Annotated in this window: 17 protein-coding genes and 1 rRNA gene; 15 read left to right on the plus strand and 3 right to left on the minus strand. The window is 38.6% G+C overall.

What is annotated here, in order from left to right:
• The first annotated feature begins 183 nt into the window (after window positions 1–183).
• Window positions 184–295 (plus strand): 5S ribosomal RNA (gene rrf, locus FBD94_RS00010).
• 265 nt (window positions 296–560) lie between these two features.
• Here rrf and FBD94_RS00015 read toward each other — a convergent pair.
• The gene (locus FBD94_RS00015) at window positions 561–1,337 is read right to left on the minus strand and encodes a 3-keto-disaccharide hydrolase (RefSeq protein ID WP_225874839.1); all 777 of its coding nucleotides are present in this window, start codon (window positions 1,335–1,337) and stop codon (window positions 561–563) included.
• 255 nt (window positions 1,338–1,592) lie between these two features.
• On the opposite strand from FBD94_RS00015, the gene FBD94_RS00020 reads away from it, so the two are divergent.
• Window positions 1,593–3,353 carry a S8 family peptidase gene (locus FBD94_RS00020; RefSeq protein WP_136878644.1) on the plus strand — a complete coding sequence of 587 codons (1,761 nt, stop codon included), beginning with the start codon at window positions 1,593–1,595 and terminating at the stop codon, window positions 3,351–3,353.
• 19 nt (window positions 3,354–3,372) lie between these two features.
• Complete coding sequence (gene bla / locus FBD94_RS00025; RefSeq protein ID WP_136878645.1) at window positions 3,373–4,263, plus strand: class A beta-lactamase, subclass A2; 891 nt, start codon at window positions 3,373–3,375, stop codon at window positions 4,261–4,263.
• Here the strand turns inward: bla and FBD94_RS00030 are convergent.
• Window positions 4,256–5,182 carry an NAD-dependent epimerase/dehydratase family protein gene (locus tag FBD94_RS00030; RefSeq protein WP_136878646.1) on the minus strand — a complete coding sequence of 309 codons (927 nt, stop codon included), beginning with the start codon at window positions 5,180–5,182 and terminating at the stop codon, window positions 4,256–4,258. The two genes, bla and FBD94_RS00030, sit on opposite strands and share 8 nt — an antisense overlap.
• A 72-nt stretch (window positions 5,183–5,254) precedes the next feature.
• The gene (locus FBD94_RS00035) at window positions 5,255–5,878 is read right to left on the minus strand and encodes a Crp/Fnr family transcriptional regulator (RefSeq protein WP_136878647.1); all 624 of its coding nucleotides are present in this window, start codon (window positions 5,876–5,878) and stop codon (window positions 5,255–5,257) included.
• Window positions 5,879–6,007: 129 nt separating this feature from the next.
• Between FBD94_RS00035 and FBD94_RS00040 the strand changes: the two genes are divergently transcribed.
• The 12 genes from FBD94_RS00040 (at window position 6,008) to FBD94_RS00095 (ending at window position 23,467) form a co-directional block, all read left to right on the plus strand.
• Window positions 6,008–6,562: an RNA polymerase sigma-70 factor gene (locus FBD94_RS00040; protein ID WP_131612432.1), complete on the plus strand. Its 555-nt coding sequence runs from the start codon at window positions 6,008–6,010 to the stop codon at window positions 6,560–6,562.
• Window positions 6,563–6,653: 91 nt separating this feature from the next.
• Window positions 6,654–7,670 carry a FecR family protein gene (locus tag FBD94_RS00045; protein ID WP_131612430.1) on the plus strand — a complete coding sequence of 339 codons (1,017 nt, stop codon included), beginning with the start codon at window positions 6,654–6,656 and terminating at the stop codon, window positions 7,668–7,670.
• A gap of 97 nt (window positions 7,671–7,767) precedes the next feature.
• Window positions 7,768–11,220 carry a SusC/RagA family TonB-linked outer membrane protein gene (locus tag FBD94_RS00050; protein ID WP_205945814.1) on the plus strand — a complete coding sequence of 1,151 codons (3,453 nt, stop codon included), beginning with the start codon at window positions 7,768–7,770 and terminating at the stop codon, window positions 11,218–11,220.
• A 12-nt stretch (window positions 11,221–11,232) separates the two neighbouring features.
• Window positions 11,233–12,705 (plus strand): SusD/RagB family nutrient-binding outer membrane lipoprotein, encoded by a 1,473-nt coding sequence (locus FBD94_RS00055; protein ID WP_136878648.1) that lies wholly within the window; start codon window positions 11,233–11,235, stop codon window positions 12,703–12,705.
• Window positions 12,706–12,716: 11 nt separating this feature from the next.
• A complete protein-coding gene (locus tag FBD94_RS00060) occupies window positions 12,717–14,012 on the plus strand; it encodes a purple acid phosphatase family protein (protein WP_136878649.1) in 1,296 nt (431 codons plus the stop codon).
• Between the two features lie 11 nt (window positions 14,013–14,023).
• Window positions 14,024–14,860: a glycerophosphodiester phosphodiesterase family protein gene (locus FBD94_RS00065; RefSeq protein WP_136878650.1), complete on the plus strand. Its 837-nt coding sequence runs from the start codon at window positions 14,024–14,026 to the stop codon at window positions 14,858–14,860.
• Between the two features lie 55 nt (window positions 14,861–14,915).
• Window positions 14,916–15,521 carry an RNA polymerase sigma-70 factor gene (locus tag FBD94_RS00070; protein WP_131612421.1) on the plus strand — a complete coding sequence of 202 codons (606 nt, stop codon included), beginning with the start codon at window positions 14,916–14,918 and terminating at the stop codon, window positions 15,519–15,521.
• 122 nt (window positions 15,522–15,643) lie between these two features.
• Window positions 15,644–16,606 (plus strand): FecR family protein, encoded by a 963-nt coding sequence (locus FBD94_RS00075; RefSeq protein ID WP_136878651.1) that lies wholly within the window; start codon window positions 15,644–15,646, stop codon window positions 16,604–16,606.
• Between the two features lie 164 nt (window positions 16,607–16,770).
• Complete coding sequence (locus FBD94_RS00080; RefSeq protein WP_136878652.1) at window positions 16,771–20,190, plus strand: SusC/RagA family TonB-linked outer membrane protein; 3,420 nt, start codon at window positions 16,771–16,773, stop codon at window positions 20,188–20,190.
• An 11-nt stretch (window positions 20,191–20,201) separates the two neighbouring features.
• On the plus strand, window positions 20,202–21,677 hold the full coding sequence (locus FBD94_RS00085) for a SusD/RagB family nutrient-binding outer membrane lipoprotein (protein WP_136878653.1): 1,476 nt from the start codon (window positions 20,202–20,204) through the stop codon (window positions 21,675–21,677).
• Window positions 21,662–22,540 (plus strand): endonuclease/exonuclease/phosphatase family protein, encoded by an 879-nt coding sequence (locus FBD94_RS00090; protein ID WP_136878654.1) that lies wholly within the window; start codon window positions 21,662–21,664, stop codon window positions 22,538–22,540. Before FBD94_RS00085 ends, FBD94_RS00090 begins: the two co-directional genes overlap by 16 nt.
• Before the next feature lie 3 nt (window positions 22,541–22,543).
• Window positions 22,544–23,467, plus strand: coding sequence for an endonuclease/exonuclease/phosphatase family protein (locus FBD94_RS00095; RefSeq protein ID WP_136878655.1), 924 nt, complete (start codon window positions 22,544–22,546; stop codon window positions 23,465–23,467).

Here is a 23,467-nt window from a genome sequence, read left to right on the forward strand (position 1 = left end):
GTAAAGGTTGTGAGATCAAAGTCGAGTAATACTAATCATCCGAAGCTTTCAAGAGCAATAAACTGTTGTTTGTTCTTCATAATAACTTCTTTCAATAATATGTCATTTGTTTAGTAACAAATCGAGCAAGGCGCAAGCTGAGCAACAAAAGCGAAACGATATATACTAGATATTTAAAAATATTTAGGTGCCTATATCGGTGGTGTCCACCTCTTCCCATTCCGAACAGAGAAGTTAAGCCCACCAGAGCCGATGGTACTGCGGTAACACGTGGGAGAGTAGGTCGGTGCCAAATCTTATAGAAAGCCGGTAGTCCAAAAGACTATCGGCTTTTCTTGTTTATAACATTTCTATTTTCCTTTAGGGGCTTAAGGGCATTTGGACTATAGGCTCTTATCTTCCGCCTATTTCTGTTTACAGCGCCTATGGATTCAATAGGATTCTGCTGGCTGAATACACCCTGCCATTTGCTGGTATTGGTGATCTACTTTCTTTAAAAGGCGTTGGTCATTAAAGAAAATTTAATCATTTGAGTGTTTGGTTATTATAAGTGTTTACGTTTATTTTTGTGGTGTTTTAATGCGTTTTTCTAAATTCATTATTCGAACTTTTCGGAAGTCAACGGGTTGCCCTTCACTTTGTAGGGCAATAAAGCCTTCTTTCAAAAGTTTGCCATCCAGTTTAATGGCAGGATCGAAATTGTTGACAACCCCGCCACCAATTTGTGGTTTTGAATATTGTAGCACGGTATCGCCATTAATAAGGTGAGTGATCAGCGAGTCGCCCAATACAATTAACTCGGCTTGTACCCACTCTTCTTTTTTATAAGTCTTAGATTTAGAGTCAATGCAATGCCTACTGTCTATTTTTCCTTCGTAGATGACATCTGTGCCAGGTGAGCACATATTACCTGTAGGTCGGGGTTTTCCATCATCTAGACCAGCTAACAGTTGAAATTCAATGGATATAGGCCAATCTTGATCTTTAAGCATTGTTTTGGGATCTTGCGAATGGAACATGATACCACTATTACTAATGGTATACGACGGGGCATCGGTTTTCCATTCGCCTGTGATTCTATATTCTACCAACAGACGGTAATGGGAAAAAGGTTGTTTATAGTACAAATGGCCATACTGATTGTTGTAAGCGCCATATTGGTCATATCTAACTTTGATCATACCATCCTCAACTCTGAATGTATTGCCATAATTATCGCCAATTTCGTGATGATTGATCTTTACATTCCAATCTTTAATGTCTTTTCCATTAAAGAGGTCCTTCCATTCAGGATTGTTTTGGGATTTAAGAGTAGAACAGCCGGAAATGATAGCCATGGCTAGTAATAAAACACTTTGAAAAATTAGTTTAAAAGGCGTGGTTGGAAGCATGGTAGGTTTATATTGGTTTCTCGTATTGGTAATTAAGAAACAAGATATTAATATGTTCTTAATTCTGTTTAGATAAAAATTCCTATTTGTTTTTTTTAGGGAATTGTGAACAGTGTTTTGTGTTAAAAAATGCTAAATCTCAGCCCTAAATATTATAAAACCGTATTATTGTATTTTACGTTACTTTATAAATATTCAGAAATGAAACTTAAGCATATATTATATTTTACAATTTTATTTTTTGCCAGTTCAACTGCTTTTTCACAGAGTAAAGATGTTAAGCTACCTCCGAATTGGTATAATTTAGATTTAGTGAAGGATGGATATTTTGGTATTAGTACTGAAAAGGCTTATGATGAATTGTTAAAGGATAAAAAGCCTAAAGAAAGTATTATTGTTGCTGTAATAGATGGCGGTGTCGAAACTAAGCATGAAGATTTGAAGAATGTTTTGTGGACCAATAAGAAGGAGATTCCTGGAAACGGGATCGATGATGATGGGAACGGATACGTAGACGATATACATGGTTGGAATTTTATAGGGTCGAAAAAGGGCGATCTGGCTTATGACAATTTAGAGTTGATTCGAATTTATAGGGAATTGCAGCCTAAGTATAGATCGACCATTAAATCTACTGTATTGGATAGTACAGAAAAGGAAGAGTTTGCACTTTATACAAAGGTTACTGCAGAATTTGGAAAGAAATATGATGATGCTGATCAGACTTTTGCTGTGATTTCTATTATAAACAAGATGCTTGATTCTGTTGGACAGATTAATCATAAGGCTATTCCTTCCTTAGAGGATATGGAACGTTATAAAGCGGATAGTGAAGAGGAGGAGCAGTGTAAAAAGATCATTAGAAGAGGAGCAAAGGATAGTGGATCCATGGAAAAGTTTCATAAGGAAATGAAGGATGCCTATAAGCAATATGATGTGATGTTGCGTTATAATCTGAATCCTAAGTATGATCAGCGTGCTGAATTGGTTGAAGATGATTATTCAAATGCAAGGGAGCGTTACTATGGTAATAATGATGTGATGGGACCAAATGCAGATCATGGTTCACACGTGTCGGGAATAATTGCTGGAGAGCGAAATAATGGAATAGGTATAAATGGGATCGCTAACCATGTTCGTATCATGGGTATAAGGGTGGTGCCTGAGGGGGATGAGCGTGATAAGGATGTGGCAAATGGCATTAGGTATGCAGTAGATAATGGTGCACGGGTGATTAATATGAGTTTTGGAAAGGGCTTTAAGTGGGCTAAAGATGTTGTAGACGAGGCAGTAAAGTATGCCGAAGAAAAGGGAGTTTTGTTGGTGCATGCTGCAGGTAATGACAATAATAATAATGATGTGGAAGAGAATTATCCAACTAAGTATTATGATAGTCCAGAGGCTGTTGCTTATAAAAAAGCACATAAGAAGGCAGAGGTTAATCCTATGACATTTAGACCTGGTCAAAACCAAATGCAAGGGAATGGTATGGGGAGGAATTATCCAGCTCCTGCTGTAAAAGTTGTTTTGGATACCACTAAGTTTAATTTACCACATGCTACCAACTGGATTGAAGTTGGTGCTAGCGCATATAAAAATGATGCAAGTTTAAAGGCTTCTTTTTCTAATTATGGTAAGCATACTGTAGATGTGTTTGCTCCTGGATTTATGATAAAGTCAACTGTTCCTGAGTCAAAATATGAAGAGTTTGATGGAACAAGTATGGCGGCACCTGTAGTTTCGGGCTTAGCAGCTTTAATTTTAAGTTATTATCCCGAGCTGAAGGCTCAAGATGTAAGAACTATTATTCTGCAATCTGTGGTTAAGCCTGAGCAAAAAGTGAGACGGGAGAATGAGAAGGGGGAGACGGAGCGTGTTACTTTTAAGGAATTATGCGTAAGTGGTGGTATTGTTAATGCTTATCAGGCATTGAAATTGGCCGAAACCTATAAGACTAAGTAGTTTACATATTCAGATTTTTATGAAAAGAATTTCCTGTATTCTTTTAATGTTGACTGGCTTGTTGTCATTAAAGCTTTCAGCGCAAACTAGTAGCCTTCAAGAAAAATTAGCGCAAATCATTAAGGGTAAAAAAGCAGATGTGGGTGTATCTGTATTCTTCTTAGGTGACCGTAGATCTATCTCTGTTAACGGAGATCAGCACTACCCAATGCAAAGTGTATATAAGTTTCATCTTGCTCTTGCTGTGCTGGATCAGGTTGATAAAGGCAAAATGGCGCTCCATCAAAAGATTTTTGTAAAAAAGAGTGACTTATTGCCCAATACCTGGAGCCCATTAAGAGAGAAGTATCCTAATGGGAATGTAGCTTTGCCATTGTCTGAAATTATTAGAATTACGATATCAGAAAGCGATAACAATGGTTGTGACATCTTATTTCGACTTGTTGGAGGTCCTAATAAAGTACACAAGTATATTGTTAAACTAGGTATTAAAGACTGTGCAATTGCGGCAACTGAAGAGGAGATGCACAAGGATGATAAAGTTCAGTTCACGAACTGGACAACGCCAAAGGCAGCGAACTTGTTGTTAGAGAAGTTTTGGAATGGGCAGGTACTTAAAAAGAATACCAGTGCTTTTTTAATGAAGGCGATGGAAGAAACAGTGTCGGGTCCTAATAAAATCAAAGGATTGTTGCCTTCTGGGACTATTGTTGCACATAAAACCGGATATTCGGGTGTAAATAGGGATGGGCTTACTGCAGCTACTAATGACATTGGGATTGTAAGGCTCCCGAATGGAAAAAGAATCCTTATTTCGGTTTTTGTATCCATGTCTAAAGAGACTGAGAAAGTAAATGATCTGATTATTGCTGAACTCGCTCGCGCGGCTTGGGATGAAGCGATTAAGTAGAAATTAAAGTATTGGACCATTGTTTAATACCTTCTTTATAACTACTCGGTTTAAAATTAAACGCTTTTTCAAATTTTGAGGAGTCTAAATGATAATCGTGGTCATATTGATAATACATTTCCACCGTTCCTGCAACGACTTTTTTAAATAGGCCAACCATTTGCAGCATCAATTTATTCACCGTAGTAAAGTTGGGCCTTGCAGCAAAAATATCCGCTGCCAATGCAATCATCTCCTGACCTGTTATTGGTGCAGCAGTTGGCAGGTGCCAGATCTGATTTCCTGAGGCTTCATCCTGACCCAACAAATACATTGCTTTTCCGGTGTCGGGGATATAAGTGAAATTGTGGAGTTTCTTAGGGTCGCCAATCCATTGTGCAGTTTGATGTTTAGCAAATTTATCTAGCACCATGCTGTCCAGGAAGCTATTCATAGAATCCGTACCATAAAAATCAGCAGCTCTGGCAATTGTAGCCTGGATATTGCCTGCCTTCACTTCTTCCATCAGCTGAGTGGCAATTTTCGCCCTGACTTCACCCTTTACGCTCACAGGATGATAAGGGGTACTCTCCAACATTGGGCCGTTGACCAAACCATACATATATACGTTATCAAAAAATAGCAGTCTGGCTTGTGTTTCTTTTGCCACATTGATTAAGTTCTGCATAATGACCGGCCATTGTTGCTTCCAGATCTCCTTATCATAAACCAGTCCAGCACACATATAGATGACCGTTGATCCTTTCACAGCGTCCAATACTTCTGAATAATTCAACAAATCTGCCTTTTTCCAGGTCATCTGGGTACCGGTAGTCTTTACCGGCCTCCTGCTAACCAGTCGTATTTCTTCATTATGTTTTAACAATTCACGTGTCAGCGCATTTGCTGATGGCCCGCCGGCTCCTAATATGGTGTGCATAGTTTTTGGTTTTGATCTATATCAAAGGTATGTGCCAATAGTTGTTCAAAACGTTAACAAAAGATAAGCATTTTAGGTATTTACAACTCCTCTTAAAGTTCTTTTACGAATTCTTGAAAGAGAAACCGGGGTAATGCCAAGGAAATTGGCTACATAATGTTGAGGAATACGCAATAGTATGCCGGCCTGATTTTCAATCATGCTTAAGTAACGCTCTTCGGGGCTTTGCACAATGAAAGCCGCCATACGATCTTCATAACAACAGATATAATATTCGGCTATTAACCGGCCAAACTGTTCCATTTTAAAGGCGAGCTTAGGGTGAGCCAATAGTTGCTGCATATCTTCGTAAGCAATCAAAATCAATTCCGTATCCTCCATGGCTTGGATACCGGTGAGGCTTAGCTCTTGTTTGAGGTAACTTTTATAAGAACTTACAAATTCATTCTCAAAACAAAAATATCCTGTGATCTCGGTTCCATCCTTTACGTGGTAAAATCTTAAAGAGCCCTTAATCACAAAACCTATATGCTTGCAAACTTTACCATGAACTACAAAGTGATCTTTCTTTTTAATGCTTGAAGCCCTTAAATAAGGGGTAAGTTCGACCCATTCCGCATCGGAAAAAGTAACGAATTTTGTGAGTCCTTCTCTAAATACCTGCAATGTTGTTTTAGAAATCATTTGATTTTTCATGATTAAGTCGAATTCTAGGTTTATAAAAGTAGAGAAAAATAAACATTGGTATATATTCTTATAACCGCTTCATTTAACATTTTGTTAATATGTCCGTCATTTGGCAGGTCTAATTTTGCTTCATATTTTATGGGCGAAAATAACACTGCCGGCTTTAACGAAGATGATGTACGTACACTCGATGACAAAGCATTCGAGGATCTTTACCGTCGCATGTATCCTACGCTTAAAAAGTACGCGATATACCTGGTGAAGGATATAGAAGACGCACAGCTGATTTTAAACGATGTGTTTATCGCTATATGGAAAAATAAGATCCTGCTCATCAATGAAAAAGCTTATCTGTTTCGCGCTGTAAAAAATGGAGCCAACAACTACTTTAAAACTTCCAGATTAAATTTTCAGCATCTGGAGGAAGAGGAAGTTCAGGAAATCATAGATGTCAGGGCAGATCCTTTTCAAACCTATATGTATAAGGACAGAACACGTATGCTTTATGATTTGATAGATCAAATGCCAGAACGAAGGCGTCTGATTTTCTATATGTATAGAATTGAAGGTTTCAGTTATAAAGAAATTGCTGCCTTATTGGATATTTCTGTTCGCACAGTAGAAGATCACTTGGTAAAAGGATTTCAGTTTTTGCAGGAAAAGGTCTTGAAAAATGAAACCGAGTTCAGATAAATTACACTTAACGATTTCTTAATAGAACCTTAACGTTTTTGGACCCGTAATCGCAGCCTGAATCTTGTCTTGTAGTTATAAAAGCATAACGATGGACAAAGAAACCTGGAAACTAGTACTCGATTATTTATCTGCAAAAGAGCAGGGCAAGATGCAGGAGCTGGCAGATTTGGAGGAGCGTTTGCAGAACTGGCTTCGCAAAGACCCTCAGCACCAACAGGAGTTGGATCAGGCGATATGGCTTTGGGAAAGTACAGCTATGGCGCCGAAAAATGAATCCTGGAAGGTAAGTTTTGCTGACATCCAGACTTCAGTGCAATCAGAAAGACCTACAAAAAATAAAACATTTATAATTTGGTCGGCAGCGGCGGCCGTTGTGGCTGCAATGGCCATGTTTATCTTATTTAATAAAAGCGAGCAAAGGCTTTTACCAAATCATCAAGCCGCTTGGATCACGAAAGTGTCAGCCCCTGGAAAGATTACCAATATCATGCTTCCAGATAGTACTGAGATTTGGCTAAATGCCGGAAGTAGCATCAGCTTCCCTGATAACATCAAACAGGCTTCTTTTAGAACGGTTAAACTAAACGGAGAGGCTTTCTTTAAGGTGAAGCGTGATCCAAAACATCCTTTTATTGTACACAGCTTAAACATCCAGACTCGGGTATTGGGGACAAGCTTTAATATCCGTGCATGGGAAAAATCCAGTCCTGAAGTAACAGTGCTTACTGGTAAGGTTGCTGTATCTCGGGATTCCGCAGGAGTACAGTCGAAAGCCATTCATCTTATACCCAATCAAAAAGGTGTTTGTGATTTAAAATCAGGATCGCTACATCTTGAAAATATAGAAGATGCTCATTTTGCCGTTGGTTGGACTGAAGGGAAGATGGTATTTGATCAAACTCCGATGGAAGAGGTCTTTGAAGTAATAGAACGCAGATATGCAGCTCAGATTAAGACAGACCGCTCTTTCAAGGCTTGTAAACTCACCGCAAAATTTGATAACGTCAGCATAAATGAAGTATTAAAAACCATTCAAATGACTTTAGATATCCAGTACACGATTAACAAACAGACAATTTATATAAAAGGAGGTAAATGTAATTAGACACCTATACAAAAAAAGCCGAAGCATGTTGGCGCACGCTTACGGCTAAAAAATTCAATTTTATTTTAACCCATCAATGATTAAAACATTCAAAGTTATGAAAAAGTCCGCAGTGACTAATCAATTAATTTTTAAAGTAATGCGTTTTTTTACCCTGATCTATTTTTTTCTTTCTGTAATGCTCTTTGCTGGGCAGGCTTCGCCTGTAAAAGCGCAGGATCTAAACAGTAGGATCAGTTTCAGCTTTAAACACGGTACCTTAACCGAATTACTTAAAAACATCGAAAAGAAAACCAGTCTTTCTTTTGTTTACACAAATAATGACGCCGTATTAAGTAGGCGCGTTGAAACCATTAACGCTGATAACGAATTGGTCAGCAGTTTGCTAAACCGCATATTAACGCCCATGCAACTCACTTACCAGGTTCAGAATAACCAGGTTATTATTAAAAAAGCCATTCGTGTTAAAGGAAAGGTAACTGATGAGAAGGGGCTGCCTATACCAGGGGTTAGCATCATCGAAAAAAGTGGGGGCAATACAGCCGTTACGAGCTTAAATGGAGAGTATAGCCTAAATGTAAAGGACGGATCCGCTGTGCTTCTTTTTAGAATGATGGGATATCAAACCCAGGAACTTGTAGTAGGAGGTCGGGCGGTAATTAACGTGAGTCTTGTACCCGATCAAACTGCACTTTCGGAGGTGGTAGTTACCGCATTGGGTATTAAACGTTCTGAAAAGGCCTTGGGGTATTCCATTGCAACGGTTAAAGGAAGTGATGTAAACACGGTTAAAGAAGTCAATGTTATCAATTCCTTGGCTGGAAAAGTAGCCGGTGTGAATGTCGTTAGTGCTGGTTCTGATCCGGGCTCTTCGGCCTTCATCACAATTCGTGGACAATCTTCTATTGCGACAGACAATCAGCCACTATTTGTAGTAGATGGTGTTCCAGTAGCGCATTCCTTACGTGCAACATCAGAGGTAGGACGTTCTTCAGTAGATTATGGTAGTCCGATTGCTGACATTAGTCCGGATGATATTGAGAGTATTACCATATTGAAAGGCGCCAGTGCTGCAGCTTTATACGGTAGTAGGGCAGGAAGCGGTGTTGTGCTGATCACCACAAAAAGTGGCGCGGCAAGTAAAAAAGGTTTAGGGGTGAGTTTCAGCTCCAATGCCATGTATGATAAGGCCTGGATGTTTCCTCATTTCCAGAATCAGTTCGGTGCGGGAGAATATACCGACGATCCGGCAGTTTCTACAACCGCAGCCTGGGGGCCGCGCTTGGATATAGGTACCAAACACCTACAATGGAATAGCCCACTTGATGCCAATGGGAAACCAGTACCTACGGATTGGGTATCACATCCCAACAATGCCAAAGATTTTTATGAGACTGGTTCAACTTACACCAATAACATTGCCATTACAGGTAAAAATGCAGATGGCAATTACAGACTTTCTTATACCAATCTGGCGAATAAGGGGATTGTGCCCAATACTGATTTGAGTAGAAATACTTTAAACCTGGCAGCCACTTATGTATTGCATCCTAAAGTTAAAATCAGCACTAACCTGGGGTATGTAAACAATAAGAGCGATAACCGCCCATCGGCTTATCGGGAAAGCGTAACGCAAATGCTTTATTCGATGCCTTCTAATATGAGCATTAAAGATTTGATGAATTATTGGAAACCAGGCCGGGAAAATATAGAACAATTCTCTCCGGATGATTCGGATAACCCATATTTTGTGGCCTACGAGCATACCAATGGTTACGATAGAAACCGCATAACCGGGAATATACAGGCCGTAATTGACTTGACCAATGACCTGAGTTTCATGGCGCGTACAGGCCTTGATATGTACAACGAACAACATGAAACCAAACGTCCTTTTAGCTCTAAACGTTTTAAATTTGGTGGCTATGGCGTAGATAATAGTTTCTTTAAGGAGCAGAATACGGATTTTCTGTTGAGTTACAAGAAAACCTTAAATGAAGACTGGTCATTTAGCTTATCGGTTGGCGGTAACCAGATGAATCAAACTGCCAGAAGTACTGCTCAACGTACCGAAAGTTTGAGTATTCCAGGTATTTATAACATTAACAATGCACAGGCGGGAACCATTATCAATTCTCAATACAACTCGCGCAAACGGATCAATAGTTTGTATGGAATGGGACATGCTTCCTTTAAAGATATGGTATTCCTGGATGTGACTGGTCGAAATGATTGGTCTAGCACACTTCCTGCGGCAAATAATTCTTATTTCTATCCTTCAGTTTCCCTAAGTACGGTATTAACCGATGTGTTTAAAGTTAAGTCCGATATCTTGTCTTTTGCTAAAATCAGGGCCAATTGGGCACAAGTTGGTAGTGATACCGATCCTTACCAATTGTACAATACCATTCCATTTAACCAGGATTGGGGTGATGTGAAAAGGGCAACTATTGAGTTTAACCTTAAAAATAATTTCTTAAAACCAGAGATTGCTACCTCGTATGAGTTTGGTGGAGATCTGCGCTTTCTTGACAGTCGTTTAGGGTTGGATGTAACCTGGTATAAAACAAACAAAAGGAATCAGATCATCAATATTCCAACAACCATTGCTTCGGGTGCTTCAAACCGCTTGATCAATGCTGGTAACATTCAGAATAGTGGATGGGAAATCGGATTCTTTGCTGTTCCTGTAAAAGCAGCCTTGAAATGGGAAATGAATGTGAACTTCACAAAGAATGAAAATAAAGTAATTTCTTTGATGGAAGGTTTGCCTGAGTATTCTATGGGGAGTGCCGATGGAGATAACATTCGTTACCTCATTAAGGAGGGAACCAAAATTGGAGATTTTTATACACCAAGTTATACGAAGGTGCCAACTGGGCCAAATGCAGGTGCTGCTTTATTGGATAAAACGGGGCATTACATTCGTAACAATACCGAATACATCAAAGTAGGTAACTACAATCCTGATTTTACGGTGGGTTTTAACAATACCTTCAGCTATAAAAGCTTTACCCTTAATTTTCTCTTAGACTGGCGTAAGGGGGGTAATTTTTACTCTTATGTAGTTAAAAGTTTGATCAATGCTGGTTTAACCGACAATACTATTGCGGGTAGAGATGCAGCGACTGGCGGTTTACCATGGGTGGATTCGCAAGGTAGAAGTCGGAATGACGGGATGATTATTCCGGGTTACATTGCCAATGGTGATGGTTCTTTCAGCGAAAATAAAGTCATCATTGCTGCTTCAGATTTTTACAACAATACATATAACAAGTATTATGAGCGCCTAACCTATTCCGCATCTTTCCTGAAGTTGAGAGAAGCCTCTTTAACTTATGTGTTTGATAAACAACTATTGCGCAAGCTTCCAATTAGTAACCTTTCTCTTTCACTGATCGGTAGAAACCTGTATACCTGGACGTCCAATGGATTGGGTTATGATCCAGAAACTACGATGAGTGTTACTGAAGGCTTTAAAATGGGAGTTGGACACTGGACGCTACCAGGAACACGCTCTTTTGGCTTTAAATTAAGTTGCAATTTTTAATCAATAGCAGAAATGAAATTCGAATATAAAACCATTCTGGTGCTGTTCATGACCCTATTGGGCGCCTGCACTAAAGATTTTGAAAAAATCAATACCAATCCAAATGCTCCGGAAACGACAAATACGGAGTTTTTAATGTCTGAAGTGGTGCTTTCTACTGCTTATGCCTACCAGGAAAATGCTGTGGGCAGAAGACCTGCATCTGCAGCGCGTTACCTGACTTTGGTTCGTAATACCGGTTACGATCTTTTTGATTGGGGCCCTGTGGATTGGGATGATATCTATGGACGCTTGTCGGTAAACAAGACTTTCATGGAAACTGCACAGAAACGTTCCGAGAATCAGTATGTTGCGATCAGTAAAATTATAAAGGCTTTTAATTTTAGTTATTTAACTGATTTGTATGGAGATGTTCCATATTCTCAGGCACTAAAATCTAAAGAGAGCAATGTGATTTATCCGGAGTACGATCAGCAACAGGTGATCTATCCAGATTTGTTAAGAGAACTTCGCGAAGCTAATGACCTTTTGAAAGGGTCATCCGCGGAAATCAATCCCAAAGCTGATGTGATGTTCAAGGGTAAAGCCTTACAATGGCGTAAGTTTGCCAATACTTTGCGTTTAAGGATGTTGTTGCGTATTTCTAAAAATTACGCCCCTGCATTTACCGAAATGCAGGAAATTATCAGTGATAAAACGGCTTTTCCAATTTTTGAAAGCAGCGCTGATAATGCTGAGATCCCTTATCTTGGGAACATCGCTGCATATAGCTGGCCTGGAGGCCCTTTGGCTATGATCGACTTTGATTACCAGAAAACAAAAGTAAGTAAAGAGTTGGTTGACAGACTTGTGCAAAGAAATGACCCGAGATTAGGTGTTTGGGTAGAGCCGGTTAAAAGTACTACAGGCTCAACGGTTGATCCTAACAGATATGTTGGTGTGCCTAATGCTATTGATGCACCTGCCGCATACAATGGAGGTGAGGATCATGTATCTGTTTTTTCTTCTACTTTTTTCAGAAAGAATGGTGCTACTTCAAACCCATTGTTGAAAGCCAGTTTGGTTACGTATACTGAGCAATGTTTTATTTTGGCCGAAGCGATGCAGAAAGGCAAGCTGAATGTCTCTGGGGAAACTGCAGAGTCGATGTACTACAAAGCGATCAAAGAGTCGATGAGCAGTTATGCTGTGACAGCGCCCACAACTTACTACGATCAGTCGATTGTGAAGTATGATGGTACACTTGAACAACTGATTACCCAAAAATGGATGGCTATGTTGTTCAAAGGTGCCGAAGGTTGGTTTGATCAGCGTCGTACGGGTTATCCTGCTTTCGTAACCGGGCCGCTTGCTGCTGGTCGTGGAATCCCGAAACGTTATGTTTTTCCAGATTCTGAAAGCGCCAAAAACAAACTCAACTACCAAAAAGCAGTGTCTGCTTTCGGAGCGGACAAGGAGACTACATTAATGTGGTCGCTGAAATAAACTAAACACACATGAAATTTAATATGAATAGCTTAAAAAGATCGATAGCGCTGATGGCCTTGCTTGTTGTGGCTGGCCTCAGCAAAATAAATGCGCAGGATTTTAATCCGAAACCTTTCCCAGATCGTGTGATCTTAACCTGGACTGGGAATCCTGAAGTGAGCCAGACCGTTACCTGGCGTACAGATACAACAATTGTCGCTTCTAAGGCACAAATCAAAGCTGAGGATTCTAGTCCAGCTCTGGAAGAATCCATCACTACCTATGATGCCGGGTCTCGTGTTTTGTCTGGCGGAAATAATTACGCTATTGCAAAATATCACCAGGTTACTTTTGCTAACCTGAAGCCAGGAACTGTATATGCTTACCGCGTAGGAGCGGGAAACTATTGGAGCGAATGGTTTCAATTTACAACGGCATCCGTTACCAATAAACCTTTTTCTTTTATTTATCTGGGCGACGCTCAGAATGATATCCGTTCAAAATGGTCTCGCGTAATCCGTAAAGCATTTGCACATCAGCCTGATGCCCGATTTATCATTCATACCGGTGATTTGATTAACCGTTCAAACAATGATCAGGAATGGGGAGAGTGGCATTATGGAGGTGGTTTTATTAATGGCATGATCCCTAGCCTACCTTCGCCGGGTAACCATGAATATGTAAGGGATGATAACAGAAAGCTGATTCTGGATCCACACTGGGGGGTACAATACACCTTGCCTGGTAACGGTCCGAAAGGCTTAGAAGAGTCGGTTTACTACATCGATTATCAGAATATGAAGGTAATTTCCCTGGATTCTCAAATGATTATCCTGGATGAGGCTTCTGCAAAGATTCAATATGAATGGTTGGAAAAGGTTTTAAAGGAAAACAAGAAATTATGGACAGTCATCACTTTTCACCATCCTATCTTTTCTACAGCCAAGAGTAGGGACAATAAAGAATTCAGAGAGCGGTTTAAACCGCTATTTGATAAGTATCACATAGACCTTGTTTTGCAGGGACATGATCATACTTATAGTCGCGGACAAAACCTGCCGCGCGGGTTGTCGGGCAGAGAAGCTAGCGGACCAGTTTATTTGGTTTCTGTTGCCGGCCCTAAAATGTATAAAGTGGACGGTGCCAAATGGATGAATGTTTCCCTTGAAAATACACAACTGTTCCAGGTTATTCATGTTGAGGGCGGAAAGCTAAAGTTTGAAGCTTACAAAACCTCAGGAGAACTATTTGATGCATTCTCTCTAAAAAAATCAAGCAAAGACAAAGCTGCAGAATTTACCGATATGAACCCAGCTTCAAAGTAATAATGATTTAAATGATGAATTGTAAAACAAGCTTACTTACATTTTTATTTAGCTGTTTTGTTTTTATCACATTTGGGCAGCGGACAATTGTGCCGCTGCCCAAATGTAAAAATGGCTTTATAGTGATTGCCCATCGTGGAAGCCATCTGATAAAACCTGAAAATAGCATAGCCGCAATTGAAGAAGCCATTAACCTTGGTGCTGATTATGTGGAGATAGACCTTCGTACAACTCGTGATGGCCATTTGGTTTTAATTCACAATGAAACTGTAGATCATACGACCAATGGCAAGGGCAGAATAGGGGATTTGAACCTGGATCAAGTTGAGAAACTTGTTTTAAATGCTAAGGATGGGCAGCTATATAGGTTGCCAAGTTTTAAAGAAGCTTTAAAAGCCTGTAAGAACCGGATTAATATTTATCTGGATTTTAAGGACGCTGATGTAGCTCAGGCATACAAAGAGATTAAGTCTGCAGGCATGGAAAAGCAAGTGCTTGTTTATATTAATAAAGCTGAGCAGTATAAGTCATGGAGAACCTTGGCCCCAAACATGCCGTTAATGTCTGGTTTGCCAAAAAGCATAAAGACGAAAGAAGAATTGACTTTCTTTCTCTATAAAATGCCTTTGGAGGCGACTGACAATATTCCCAATGAAGCGCTTTTTGACGCTATGAGGGAAAATGGATTGTCCGTCTTTTTAGATGTGCAAATGCCGGATGAAGATGCTGTGAAATGGAAAGCTGCTATGGATAAAGGAGTTCAGGGTGTTCAAACCGATCATCCAGAAGCACTAATCAAATACTTACAAACAAATAATCTACGTAATGGAACAAAGGTTTGTTTTTGATAATACTAAGTAAACCTTAATTTAATTTTACTAGATTAGTTTTGCCAAATAAACCATGTCCAGCAAAATTAACTGTGTTGTAGAAGACGAGCGTCTCTTTCATTTACTATGCGAAGGAGATAGGGCAGCTTTTGATCAGATTTACAATCTCTATTGGAATCAATTATTTCTTTATGTTGTAAAAGCCATTCGAGATAAAGATGCTGCACAGGATATTGTACAAGAAATATTTGTGTCGCTTTGGTTACGTAGAAAAGAAATAAATACTAAAGGCACACTTTCTGGTTATTTGTTTACAGCGGCACGCTTTAAAGGAATTAACTTTATACAAGATCACCTAAATAAAAGTAAACATGCCGAGAACTTGGCCAGTTACCTGGTAGAAAGGCAAGATGTAGTTAACGAAGAATTTGCTGCAAGAGAACTAAATGCCATTATTGATGTAGAAATTGAAAAGCTGCCTGCAAAAATGAAAGAGGTTTTTGTATTGAGTAGGAAGGAAAATCTTAGCTATAAAGAGATCTCCGAAAAGTTGAATATTTCTGATAAAACGGTTAAAAAGCAAATCAGTAATGCATTGAAGCACTTTAAGCTGGTGTTATATAATGATTCTACTTTCCAAATCACTTTCTTTATTCTTTTTCATCTATTAAATTCATAGTTGTCATTTTTATATGGTAAGTGAGCTGGTGGATTTATTTTATTGTTTTGATTTATAGGTAGTTGTAAAAATATTTTGAAATATCTACTACCAAAGCCTATTTTTCTAGATATTATCATGCCATGGAGATAAAAGGTGTCAACGAACTTTTAGAACGTTATCGTAATAACAAGTGTACCGCTGAAGAAAGAAAAATTCTTGAGCAGTGGTTTGATGCCCAATCTGAAGCTGGAAACTGGGAATGGACAAAAGATGAAGAGCAGGCCAGTGGAATGATAATGAAACAGCGAATTGACCGACAACTAGCGGTTAAACAAAAAAGCTGGAGCATTATTTTAAAAGTAGCGGCTATGCTTGCGGTTTTACTTTTCTCTTTTTTTTATTACAGAACAGAAATTTACAATATCGTTGATCCTGTAGTATATTTAGAAAAGCAAGTGCCAGATGGGCAACAACTAAAATTAACCTTGGCCGATGGTTCTAAAGTATGGTTAAACGCTAACAGCAGATTTAAATATCCTAAGGAATTTAATAGAAGCCAGCGTGAGGTGTTCTTAATAGAAGGAGAGGCTTATTTCGATGTAAGCCATGACGAAAAAAAGCCCTTTATTGTGACTTCTAAAAAGCTAAGCACCCAAGTCTTGGGTACAGCCTTTAATGTGAGAGCCTATAGTTACTTAAGTAATATCCAGGTTGCAGTAACTAGAGGTAAGGTAAGCGTAAGTGATAACGATCCTCAAAATAATGGTAAAACAAACAGTGTTATACTTTTACCCAATGAACAAGTAAGTGTACAGGCTAGCACTGGCGTTATGCAAAAGCAAGCTATTGATGCCGATAATGTAATTGCCTGGCAAAAAGGTAACCTAAGTTTCAATAACGATCTTTTTTTAGATGTGTGTACTGTATTGGCACGTAAATTTAAAGTGAAGATACATTTTGAACAAGATAGCCTAAAAGAATACCGCCTTACTGCTAGCTTTGCCCGTACGGATCGATTAGAAGATATATTATTAGTGCTAAGCAGTGCTAATCATCTGACTTATCAATTTAAAGGAAACGCCATCCTTTTCAATCAAAAATAAAGAAATTTCATTTTCTGATACAGAATATTTGACTGATAATTAGGTGGTTATGTTTTGTTTGTTTTTTTGTCTACTACCATTCAACTTATTGTAGGATATACTTCTAATTAAACAAATGTATATATCAATACAATTTGATAAGTACTTAACGAACCAAACCCAATATGAAACATTTATTATTGCTATTGATGGCATGTAGTTCCTTTCTACTGGTAGGACATGTAAAGGCTCAAACACCATCAGATGTAAAAATTACACTTAATCTGCAGAACCAAAATTTAAGAACAGCATTGTCAGCTATTCAAAAAAAATCGGGTATACCAGTCGTTTTTAATGAAAAGCTGGTAGAGGGGTATGACAAGTTAAATATTAACGTAACCACAACCTCAGTAGCAGAAGTCTTGGATCAGCTATTGAAAAAAACTTCGCTTAGATATATTTTCCAGGCAAAGAAAATTGTCATTGTAACTAAAGAAGAAAGTAATGTCAATCAAAAAGGAGCTCAATTTATTATTGGAAAAATAATAGATGAGCAGGGAAAACCACTTCCTGGTGCAAATGTTACTGTGGTAGAGTTAAAAAGGAGTGTGGTAACCAATTCGCAAGGTGTTTTTAAAGTACCGGTTTTAGCAGATAGTTATACCCTGGAAGTAAGCTTTATCTCTTATCAAACTAAAAGAATACAAAATGTAAAAGCGGGGAGTTCGTCAATTTCAATTGTATTAGAACAGGAAACAACGGAGCTGAACAATGTCGTAATTACCGCCTTAGGTATTAAACGGGAAGAGAAAAGCTTAGGCTATGCTGTTACTAAAGTGGATGGTGAAGAGATTTCTAAAACTGCACCAAACAATTGGGTAAATGCTTTGTCTGGAAAAGTTCCAGGATTAAATATTTCGAAAGCAGGTGCCGGTCCAGGTGGAACGGTAAGGATAACTTTACGCGGGCAGAACTCTTTAGACTTAGATAAAGGGGAACCTCTTGTGGTGATTGATGGTGTCCCTGTTATTAGTGGCATGGTAGGTAACAACGGACTAAGTTATGGCGCTACGGGAAATACCGAAACACCAGTTGATTATGGTAATGCCTTAAGTGAGATTAATCCAGAAGATATCAAAGACGTGACGATATTAAGAGGGCCATCTGCAGCCGCTTTATACGGTTCCAGAGCAGCTTCGGGTGCAATCTTGATTACTACTAAAAGCAACACCGACCAAAAGGAAAAACTTTCCGTCGCCTTTAACAGTGGCGTAACCCTCGACGATGTGCTACATTATCCCGATTTTCAATATGAATACGGAGCTGGTAATGCCATTAATACTTATTTTTCTTATGGAGCAAGTCCTGATGGACCCAGCACCAACTCTACACGTTCCTTCGGTCCAGCTTTTGCAGGTCAATCTTACTATCAATACGATCCGGTAACCAAAACCACAGGTACCACAAGAACACCCTGGGTTGCTGATAAAAACTATGTAAAGGATGCATTTGTTAGAGGCGTAACCTATAATAACAACCTTTCATTAAGTGGGGGAGATAGCAAAAATTCTATTCGACTTTCATATAATGATACGCGCAATAAATATATTTTGCCAAACACAGGATATTCATTCAATAGGCTTTCTTTTTCGAGTAATAGTAAACTGAACAATCTTCAATTAACAACAAGGGTAAATTATTACCATAAAGAAAGTGACAACCTACCCTTATCTGGTTATAATACCAACTCGTTTATGTACGGATTGATGTATGGTTCGGCCAATATTCCTTTTAGTTGGCATAAGGACTATTGGGATGTCAAAGACATAGATCAAAACAACAAGTTAAACTCAGTAGTCGATAACCCTTATTTCATTTTATATGAAAATCTGAACACTTTAGACCAGGATCGTATTTTTGGTAACCTTACCGCCACCTATACTTTTAGCAAAAAAATGAGTTTAATGTTAAGAGGTGGAATAGATCAAGGTACATCACTTAGAACTAACCGCAGACCGTATAGTAGTATCCGTTATGCTACAGGACGTTACCAGGAACAAGACGTAAATACGCAGGAGCAGAATTATGATTTGTTATATAAGTACGATGAAAAATTGTCTAAAAATATTGGACTTGCTTTCGCTGCAGGTGCAAGTATCACCAAAAATAAATTAAAGAACAATACCGTAACTGCCGAACGTTTGAGTGCTCCGGGAATTTATAGTTTAGGAAATGCCCAAGATAGAACATTACTAGTGCCGAGACCGCTTAATAAGGAGGTGCAAAGTATTTATGGCTTGACACAGTTTAATTATAAGACGTATTTGTTCCTTGATTTAACAGGAAGAAATGACTGGTCAAGTACTTTACCTGCGGGTAATAACTCTTACTTCTATTATTCGGCTTCTGGAAGTACAATATTAACAGAGATGCTTAACCTTTCGGCAGTTAAACCTTTATCCTATTTCAAGATTAGGGGTTCGATTGCACAAGTAGGAAATGATACAGATCCTTATCGAACGGGTTATTATTTAAATCCTTCGGAATTTGGCGGAAGTTATACTAACCCAGCTACTTTGCCTGGTGGTGATAATCTGAAGCCGGAAATTATTACCAATAGAGAAATAGGAGCAGATATCAGATTTTTTGGCAGCAGACTTGGTTTTGACTTAACCTATTACAATTCGAATAGTTCAAAACAGATTTTAATTGTTCCCAATGATCCAGCTACAGGATTTACAGGTAGAACCTTTAATGCGGGTTTAATCAACAATAGCGGTTATGAACTTGCAGTTACCGGAAACCTGCTAGGTAAAAAAAGTAAGTTGCAATGGAAAACAACTTTAACCTATTCTAGTAATAGAAGTCTGGTAAAAGAATTGGCGCCTAATGTTGAAGAAATCATTATGGCTACTGGTCCAAGGGGGTATATCAAAGCAATTGTTGGGGGATCAATAGGGGATATTTACGGTTCTGGATATGTGCGTTCTCCGGATGGTCAGATTGTTCACGATGACAATGGACTTCCGCTTATTGATACTGAAAATTTCAAGATTTTAGGCTCTGCAGTACCAGATTACAAGGCCGGAATTCAAAATCAGTTTACTTATAATAGATTTAGCTTCTCGTTCTTGTTTGATGGCCAGAAAGGTGGGGATATCTATTCGTTTTCAAACTCTGTTTTGGCAGGTGCAGGAAAGTTAAGATCTACACTCGAAGGCAGATATGCTGGGATAGTAGGTGAAGGCGTAGTGCAGAATACAGATGGTACTTATCGTAAAAACGATATTGTAGCCACTGCTGCTGATTACTATAACCAGAAATATTTAAGAGACAATGCGGAAGCGAACATTTTTGATGCTTCATATATTAAACTGCGTGAGGTGTCCTTAGAATATAGATTTACCGCTAAACTGCTAAAAAATATCGGGGCACAATCAGCGTCATTAAGTGTGTACGGGCGTGATCTGTTGCTATTTACCAGCTTCCCCTTGTACGACCCAGAGATTGCAACCTTAAATAGAAATCGTATAGAACCAGGTTTTGAAACCGGACAATTTCCATCGACCAGAAGTTTTGGAGCCACTATTAAAGCATCATTTTAAAAATATTTGATATGAAAAGTTTATTACAACACTTTCAATTGTTCTCTTTTTTCATTGTTATTGGGCTTGTCACTTCCTGCACCAAAGATTTTGAAAAACTCAATACAGATCCGGTTAAAGTAACTTCTGTTGCACCTGGTAGCTTATTGGCTCCAGCTCAATTTGATGGCATGTGGCTCATCACGAAACGTGCGCATCGCTTAAGCAATGAGTTAATGCAATATACTGTAGAAACTGGCGCTTTGAATGATTTTGCCCGTTACGAATTCAAGGAAAATGAGTTCGATGCGATTTGGTCTACGCTTTATGTTAAAGCAAATGACATGAATGAAATGTACAAAATTGCCGAGAAACTGAATGATGTAAACAACATGGGCGCTGCCTTGGTGATGAAAGCTTGGTTTGTATCAAATCTTACCGATATGTTTGGTGATATTCCATATACTGATGCCTTTAAAGGTCGGGAGGAGGTGTATTATCCTAAGTATGATACTCAACAATCCATCTATACCAGTTTATTGGCCGACTTGAAAAGAGCAAATACTTTATTTACAGAAAATAAACCCTTTGATAGTTCAGATCTAATCTATGGGAGTGACCCTGTGAAATGGAAAAAATTTGCCAATTCTATGCGTCTCCGTTTATTGATGCGTGTGTCTAAAAGAACCGAGATGAATGTACCAACAGAAATAGCCGAGATGGTCGCCGATCCTGTAAAGTTCCCATTATTTACCAGTAACGCAGACGAGGCAATGATGAGATACGATGGCATAAAGCCATTTATCAACCTATTTTTTGAAATGTCTGCTTCAGAATTTAGCGGAAGCAGAAGGATGGGTAAGTCGTTGATGGATTTAATGAATACCACTGTTGATGGCAGAAGATTTAGGTATGCAACTAAAAATACTCCAGGAGCATACGTTGGTATTCCAAGCGGTTATACCGAGCAAGAAACGCAGGCTTTTGCCGATAATACAGGACTCAAAACTTCTACTTTAGCAACCACGCTTAAGGCAGATGATTATCCATTTCCAATTTTGACATGGGCTGAAGTTAACTTTTTGTTGGCCGAGGCTGCATTAAATGGATGGATTTCGGCTAATGCTCAAACGTATTTTAATAAAGGTGTTGAGGCTTCCTGGAGACAATGGAACTGTACCTGGGATCCTAGTGGATCTACTACTCCAGGGGCTACATATTTGGCTAGACCAACTGTTAGATTTACTGGAACTACCGCAACCTTAGAACGCATCATGAGCCAAAAATATATTGCTATGTTCTTTTGTGGTTTCGAATCGTGGTACGATTACAGAAGAACCGGATATCCGGTATTACCTGTCGGACCAGCGGCAAAAAACAATGGTATTTTACCAACCCGGTTCGAATACCCATTAATTACTAAAGCTACCAATAAAGCAAACTATGAAGCTGCCGCTGCTCGCATTGGTGGAGATAATTTAAGAACAAAAGTATGGTGGCAACAATAAGGCTTAAATTTATTGGTTTTGCCTTGCTTTTATGTTGTACTTTGGTTGCCTGTAAAAAGAAAAATCGGGAAACTGCAATTGAACAGGGAACATTTAAAGTGCTATCGTATAATGTATACGAGGGATTTAGTGGCGATGCGGTAAAGAAACAAGGTTTCAAGAAATGGATTGACACCATGAAACCGGATGTAATTGCTTTGCAAGAAATGAAGGGATTTACCAAAGCAGGATTACAAAATTTTGCCGTAGAAATGGGCTATAATTATACCCTAATGTGGCATGAAGCTGGGCTTCCTGTTGCCTTGGTTTCTAAATATCCAATTACGGAAATCAAAACTGTGCCTTCTAATCTTCATTTGATCCAGGCAAAGGTGCTGGATTATAATTTCTTTGTGATCCATTTAAGCCCCTTAACCTACGATATTAGGAAGGCAGAAATGGAAATCATCTTAGCTCGCACTCAGGTAATCCCAAAAACGGAAAAGATCTTAATGATGGGTGATTTTAATAACATGTCGCCACAAGATGCTTCCTTTTACAATACTACTGCTAAAATGGATTTGATAAGGGCTTCTGAATTGAGTAATCCGGGGACTAAAATCTTAAATAACGGACAGATCGATTATACCACCATCCAAAATATCATGGATGAGGGGTTTTATGACACCTGGAAAATATTTCGTTCAAATTATGAGAAAAGTGCGCCTACAAAGTTGAGAACGCACAATAACTTCACCCGGATAGATTACATTTTTATGAATAAGGCCATATTAAATCATTATAAAGATTCTTATCTCGTAAAGGACGTGTATACCGATTACATGTCTGATCATTATCCGATGGTACTCATCTTAAAAAAATAAAACATGAATTTAAAGATTAAATGTATTTTCCATTTTGGGTTCTTGCTTATTCCTTTTGCTGTTTTAGCACAAAAAAGCGCCACAAATTTAGATAGCTACAAGAAAACAAAATTGCTTTTTTCCGCTCAAAAAGACGCTAATCTTTTTAAAGTACTTTCTTATAATGTATACGAAGGGTTTAGAAAAGACAGCATCTACATTAAAGCATTCCAGAAATGGGTAGCCGAGAAAAGTCCAGATGTAGTGGCTTTTCAAGAACTGAATAGCATGTCGAAAGAGAAATTAGTTGATTTGGCAAAAGGAGCGGGATATAAATACACCGTTTTACAAAAAAGAGCTGGTTTTCCTATTGCATTGATGTCAAAATATCCCATCACTAATGTAGTTAAAGTAACAGAAGGCATGCAGCATGGCTTTTTGTATGGTAAAATAGCGGGTTATCATTTTTTTGTAACTCACCTTCATCCTAAAGATTATCAAAAAAGAATTGTTGAAGTTGATACGTTGTTAAAATATATCAACCGCATTCCAAAAAGCGAAAAAATTCTTTTAATGGGCGATTTTAACAATATGTCTCCATTGGATAAAAGCGATTATGATAATGTAGACAAAATGAACCTCGTGCTAAATTCCGAAAGAAATCATCCTGATATTAAAACAACTAATAACGGTGCGATAGATTATACTGCAATTCAAAAATTATTAGATGCTGGCTTAGTTGACTCATGGCGGTTATTTAATACCGTATACGACAAAAGTGCGCCAACCCAATTGAGGCAGCATAAGAACTACACGCGTATCGATTATATTTATCTTAATGAGGCTTTAAAGGCTGATGCTGTTGATGCTACGATAGTGAAAGACGATTTAACGGATACATTATCTGATCATTATCCAATGCTCCTTATTCTAAAAAAAGCGAAATAA

It is taken from the genome of Pedobacter hiemivivus (assembly GCF_005144565.1).
Classification (GTDB): domain Bacteria; phylum Bacteroidota; class Bacteroidia; order Sphingobacteriales; family Sphingobacteriaceae; genus Pedobacter; species Pedobacter hiemivivus.

Excerpts from the sequence above, each read along its gene's own strand:
- FBD94_RS00015 (WP_225874839.1), bottom strand. The coding sequence starts at position 1,337 with ATGGCTATCATTTCCGGCTGTTCTACTCTTAAATCCCAAAACAATCCT.
- FBD94_RS00020 (WP_136878644.1), top strand. The coding sequence starts at position 1,593 with ATGAAACTTAAGCATATATTATATTTTACAATTTTATTTTTTGCCAGT.
- bla (WP_136878645.1), top strand. The coding sequence starts at position 3,373 with ATGAAAAGAATTTCCTGTATTCTTTTAATGTTGACTGGCTTGTTGTCA.
- FBD94_RS00030 (WP_136878646.1), bottom strand. The coding sequence starts at position 5,182 with ATGCACACCATATTAGGAGCCGGCGGGCCATCAGCAAATGCGCTGACA.
- FBD94_RS00035 (WP_136878647.1), bottom strand. The coding sequence starts at position 5,878 with ATGAAAAATCAAATGATTTCTAAAACAACATTGCAGGTATTTAGAGAA.
- FBD94_RS00040 (WP_131612432.1), top strand. The coding sequence starts at position 6,008 with ATGGGCGAAAATAACACTGCCGGCTTTAACGAAGATGATGTACGTACA.
- FBD94_RS00045 (WP_131612430.1), top strand. The coding sequence starts at position 6,654 with ATGGACAAAGAAACCTGGAAACTAGTACTCGATTATTTATCTGCAAAA.
- FBD94_RS00050 (WP_205945814.1), top strand. The coding sequence starts at position 7,768 with ATGAAAAAGTCCGCAGTGACTAATCAATTAATTTTTAAAGTAATGCGT.
- FBD94_RS00055 (WP_136878648.1), top strand. The coding sequence starts at position 11,233 with ATGAAATTCGAATATAAAACCATTCTGGTGCTGTTCATGACCCTATTG.
- FBD94_RS00060 (WP_136878649.1), top strand. The coding sequence starts at position 12,717 with ATGAAATTTAATATGAATAGCTTAAAAAGATCGATAGCGCTGATGGCC.
- FBD94_RS00065 (WP_136878650.1), top strand. The coding sequence starts at position 14,024 with ATGATGAATTGTAAAACAAGCTTACTTACATTTTTATTTAGCTGTTTT.
- FBD94_RS00070 (WP_131612421.1), top strand. The coding sequence starts at position 14,916 with ATGTCCAGCAAAATTAACTGTGTTGTAGAAGACGAGCGTCTCTTTCAT.
- FBD94_RS00075 (WP_136878651.1), top strand. The coding sequence starts at position 15,644 with ATGGAGATAAAAGGTGTCAACGAACTTTTAGAACGTTATCGTAATAAC.
- FBD94_RS00080 (WP_136878652.1), top strand. The coding sequence starts at position 16,771 with ATGAAACATTTATTATTGCTATTGATGGCATGTAGTTCCTTTCTACTG.
- FBD94_RS00085 (WP_136878653.1), top strand. The coding sequence starts at position 20,202 with ATGAAAAGTTTATTACAACACTTTCAATTGTTCTCTTTTTTCATTGTT.
- FBD94_RS00090 (WP_136878654.1), top strand. The coding sequence starts at position 21,662 with ATGGTGGCAACAATAAGGCTTAAATTTATTGGTTTTGCCTTGCTTTTA.
- FBD94_RS00095 (WP_136878655.1), top strand. The coding sequence starts at position 22,544 with ATGAATTTAAAGATTAAATGTATTTTCCATTTTGGGTTCTTGCTTATT.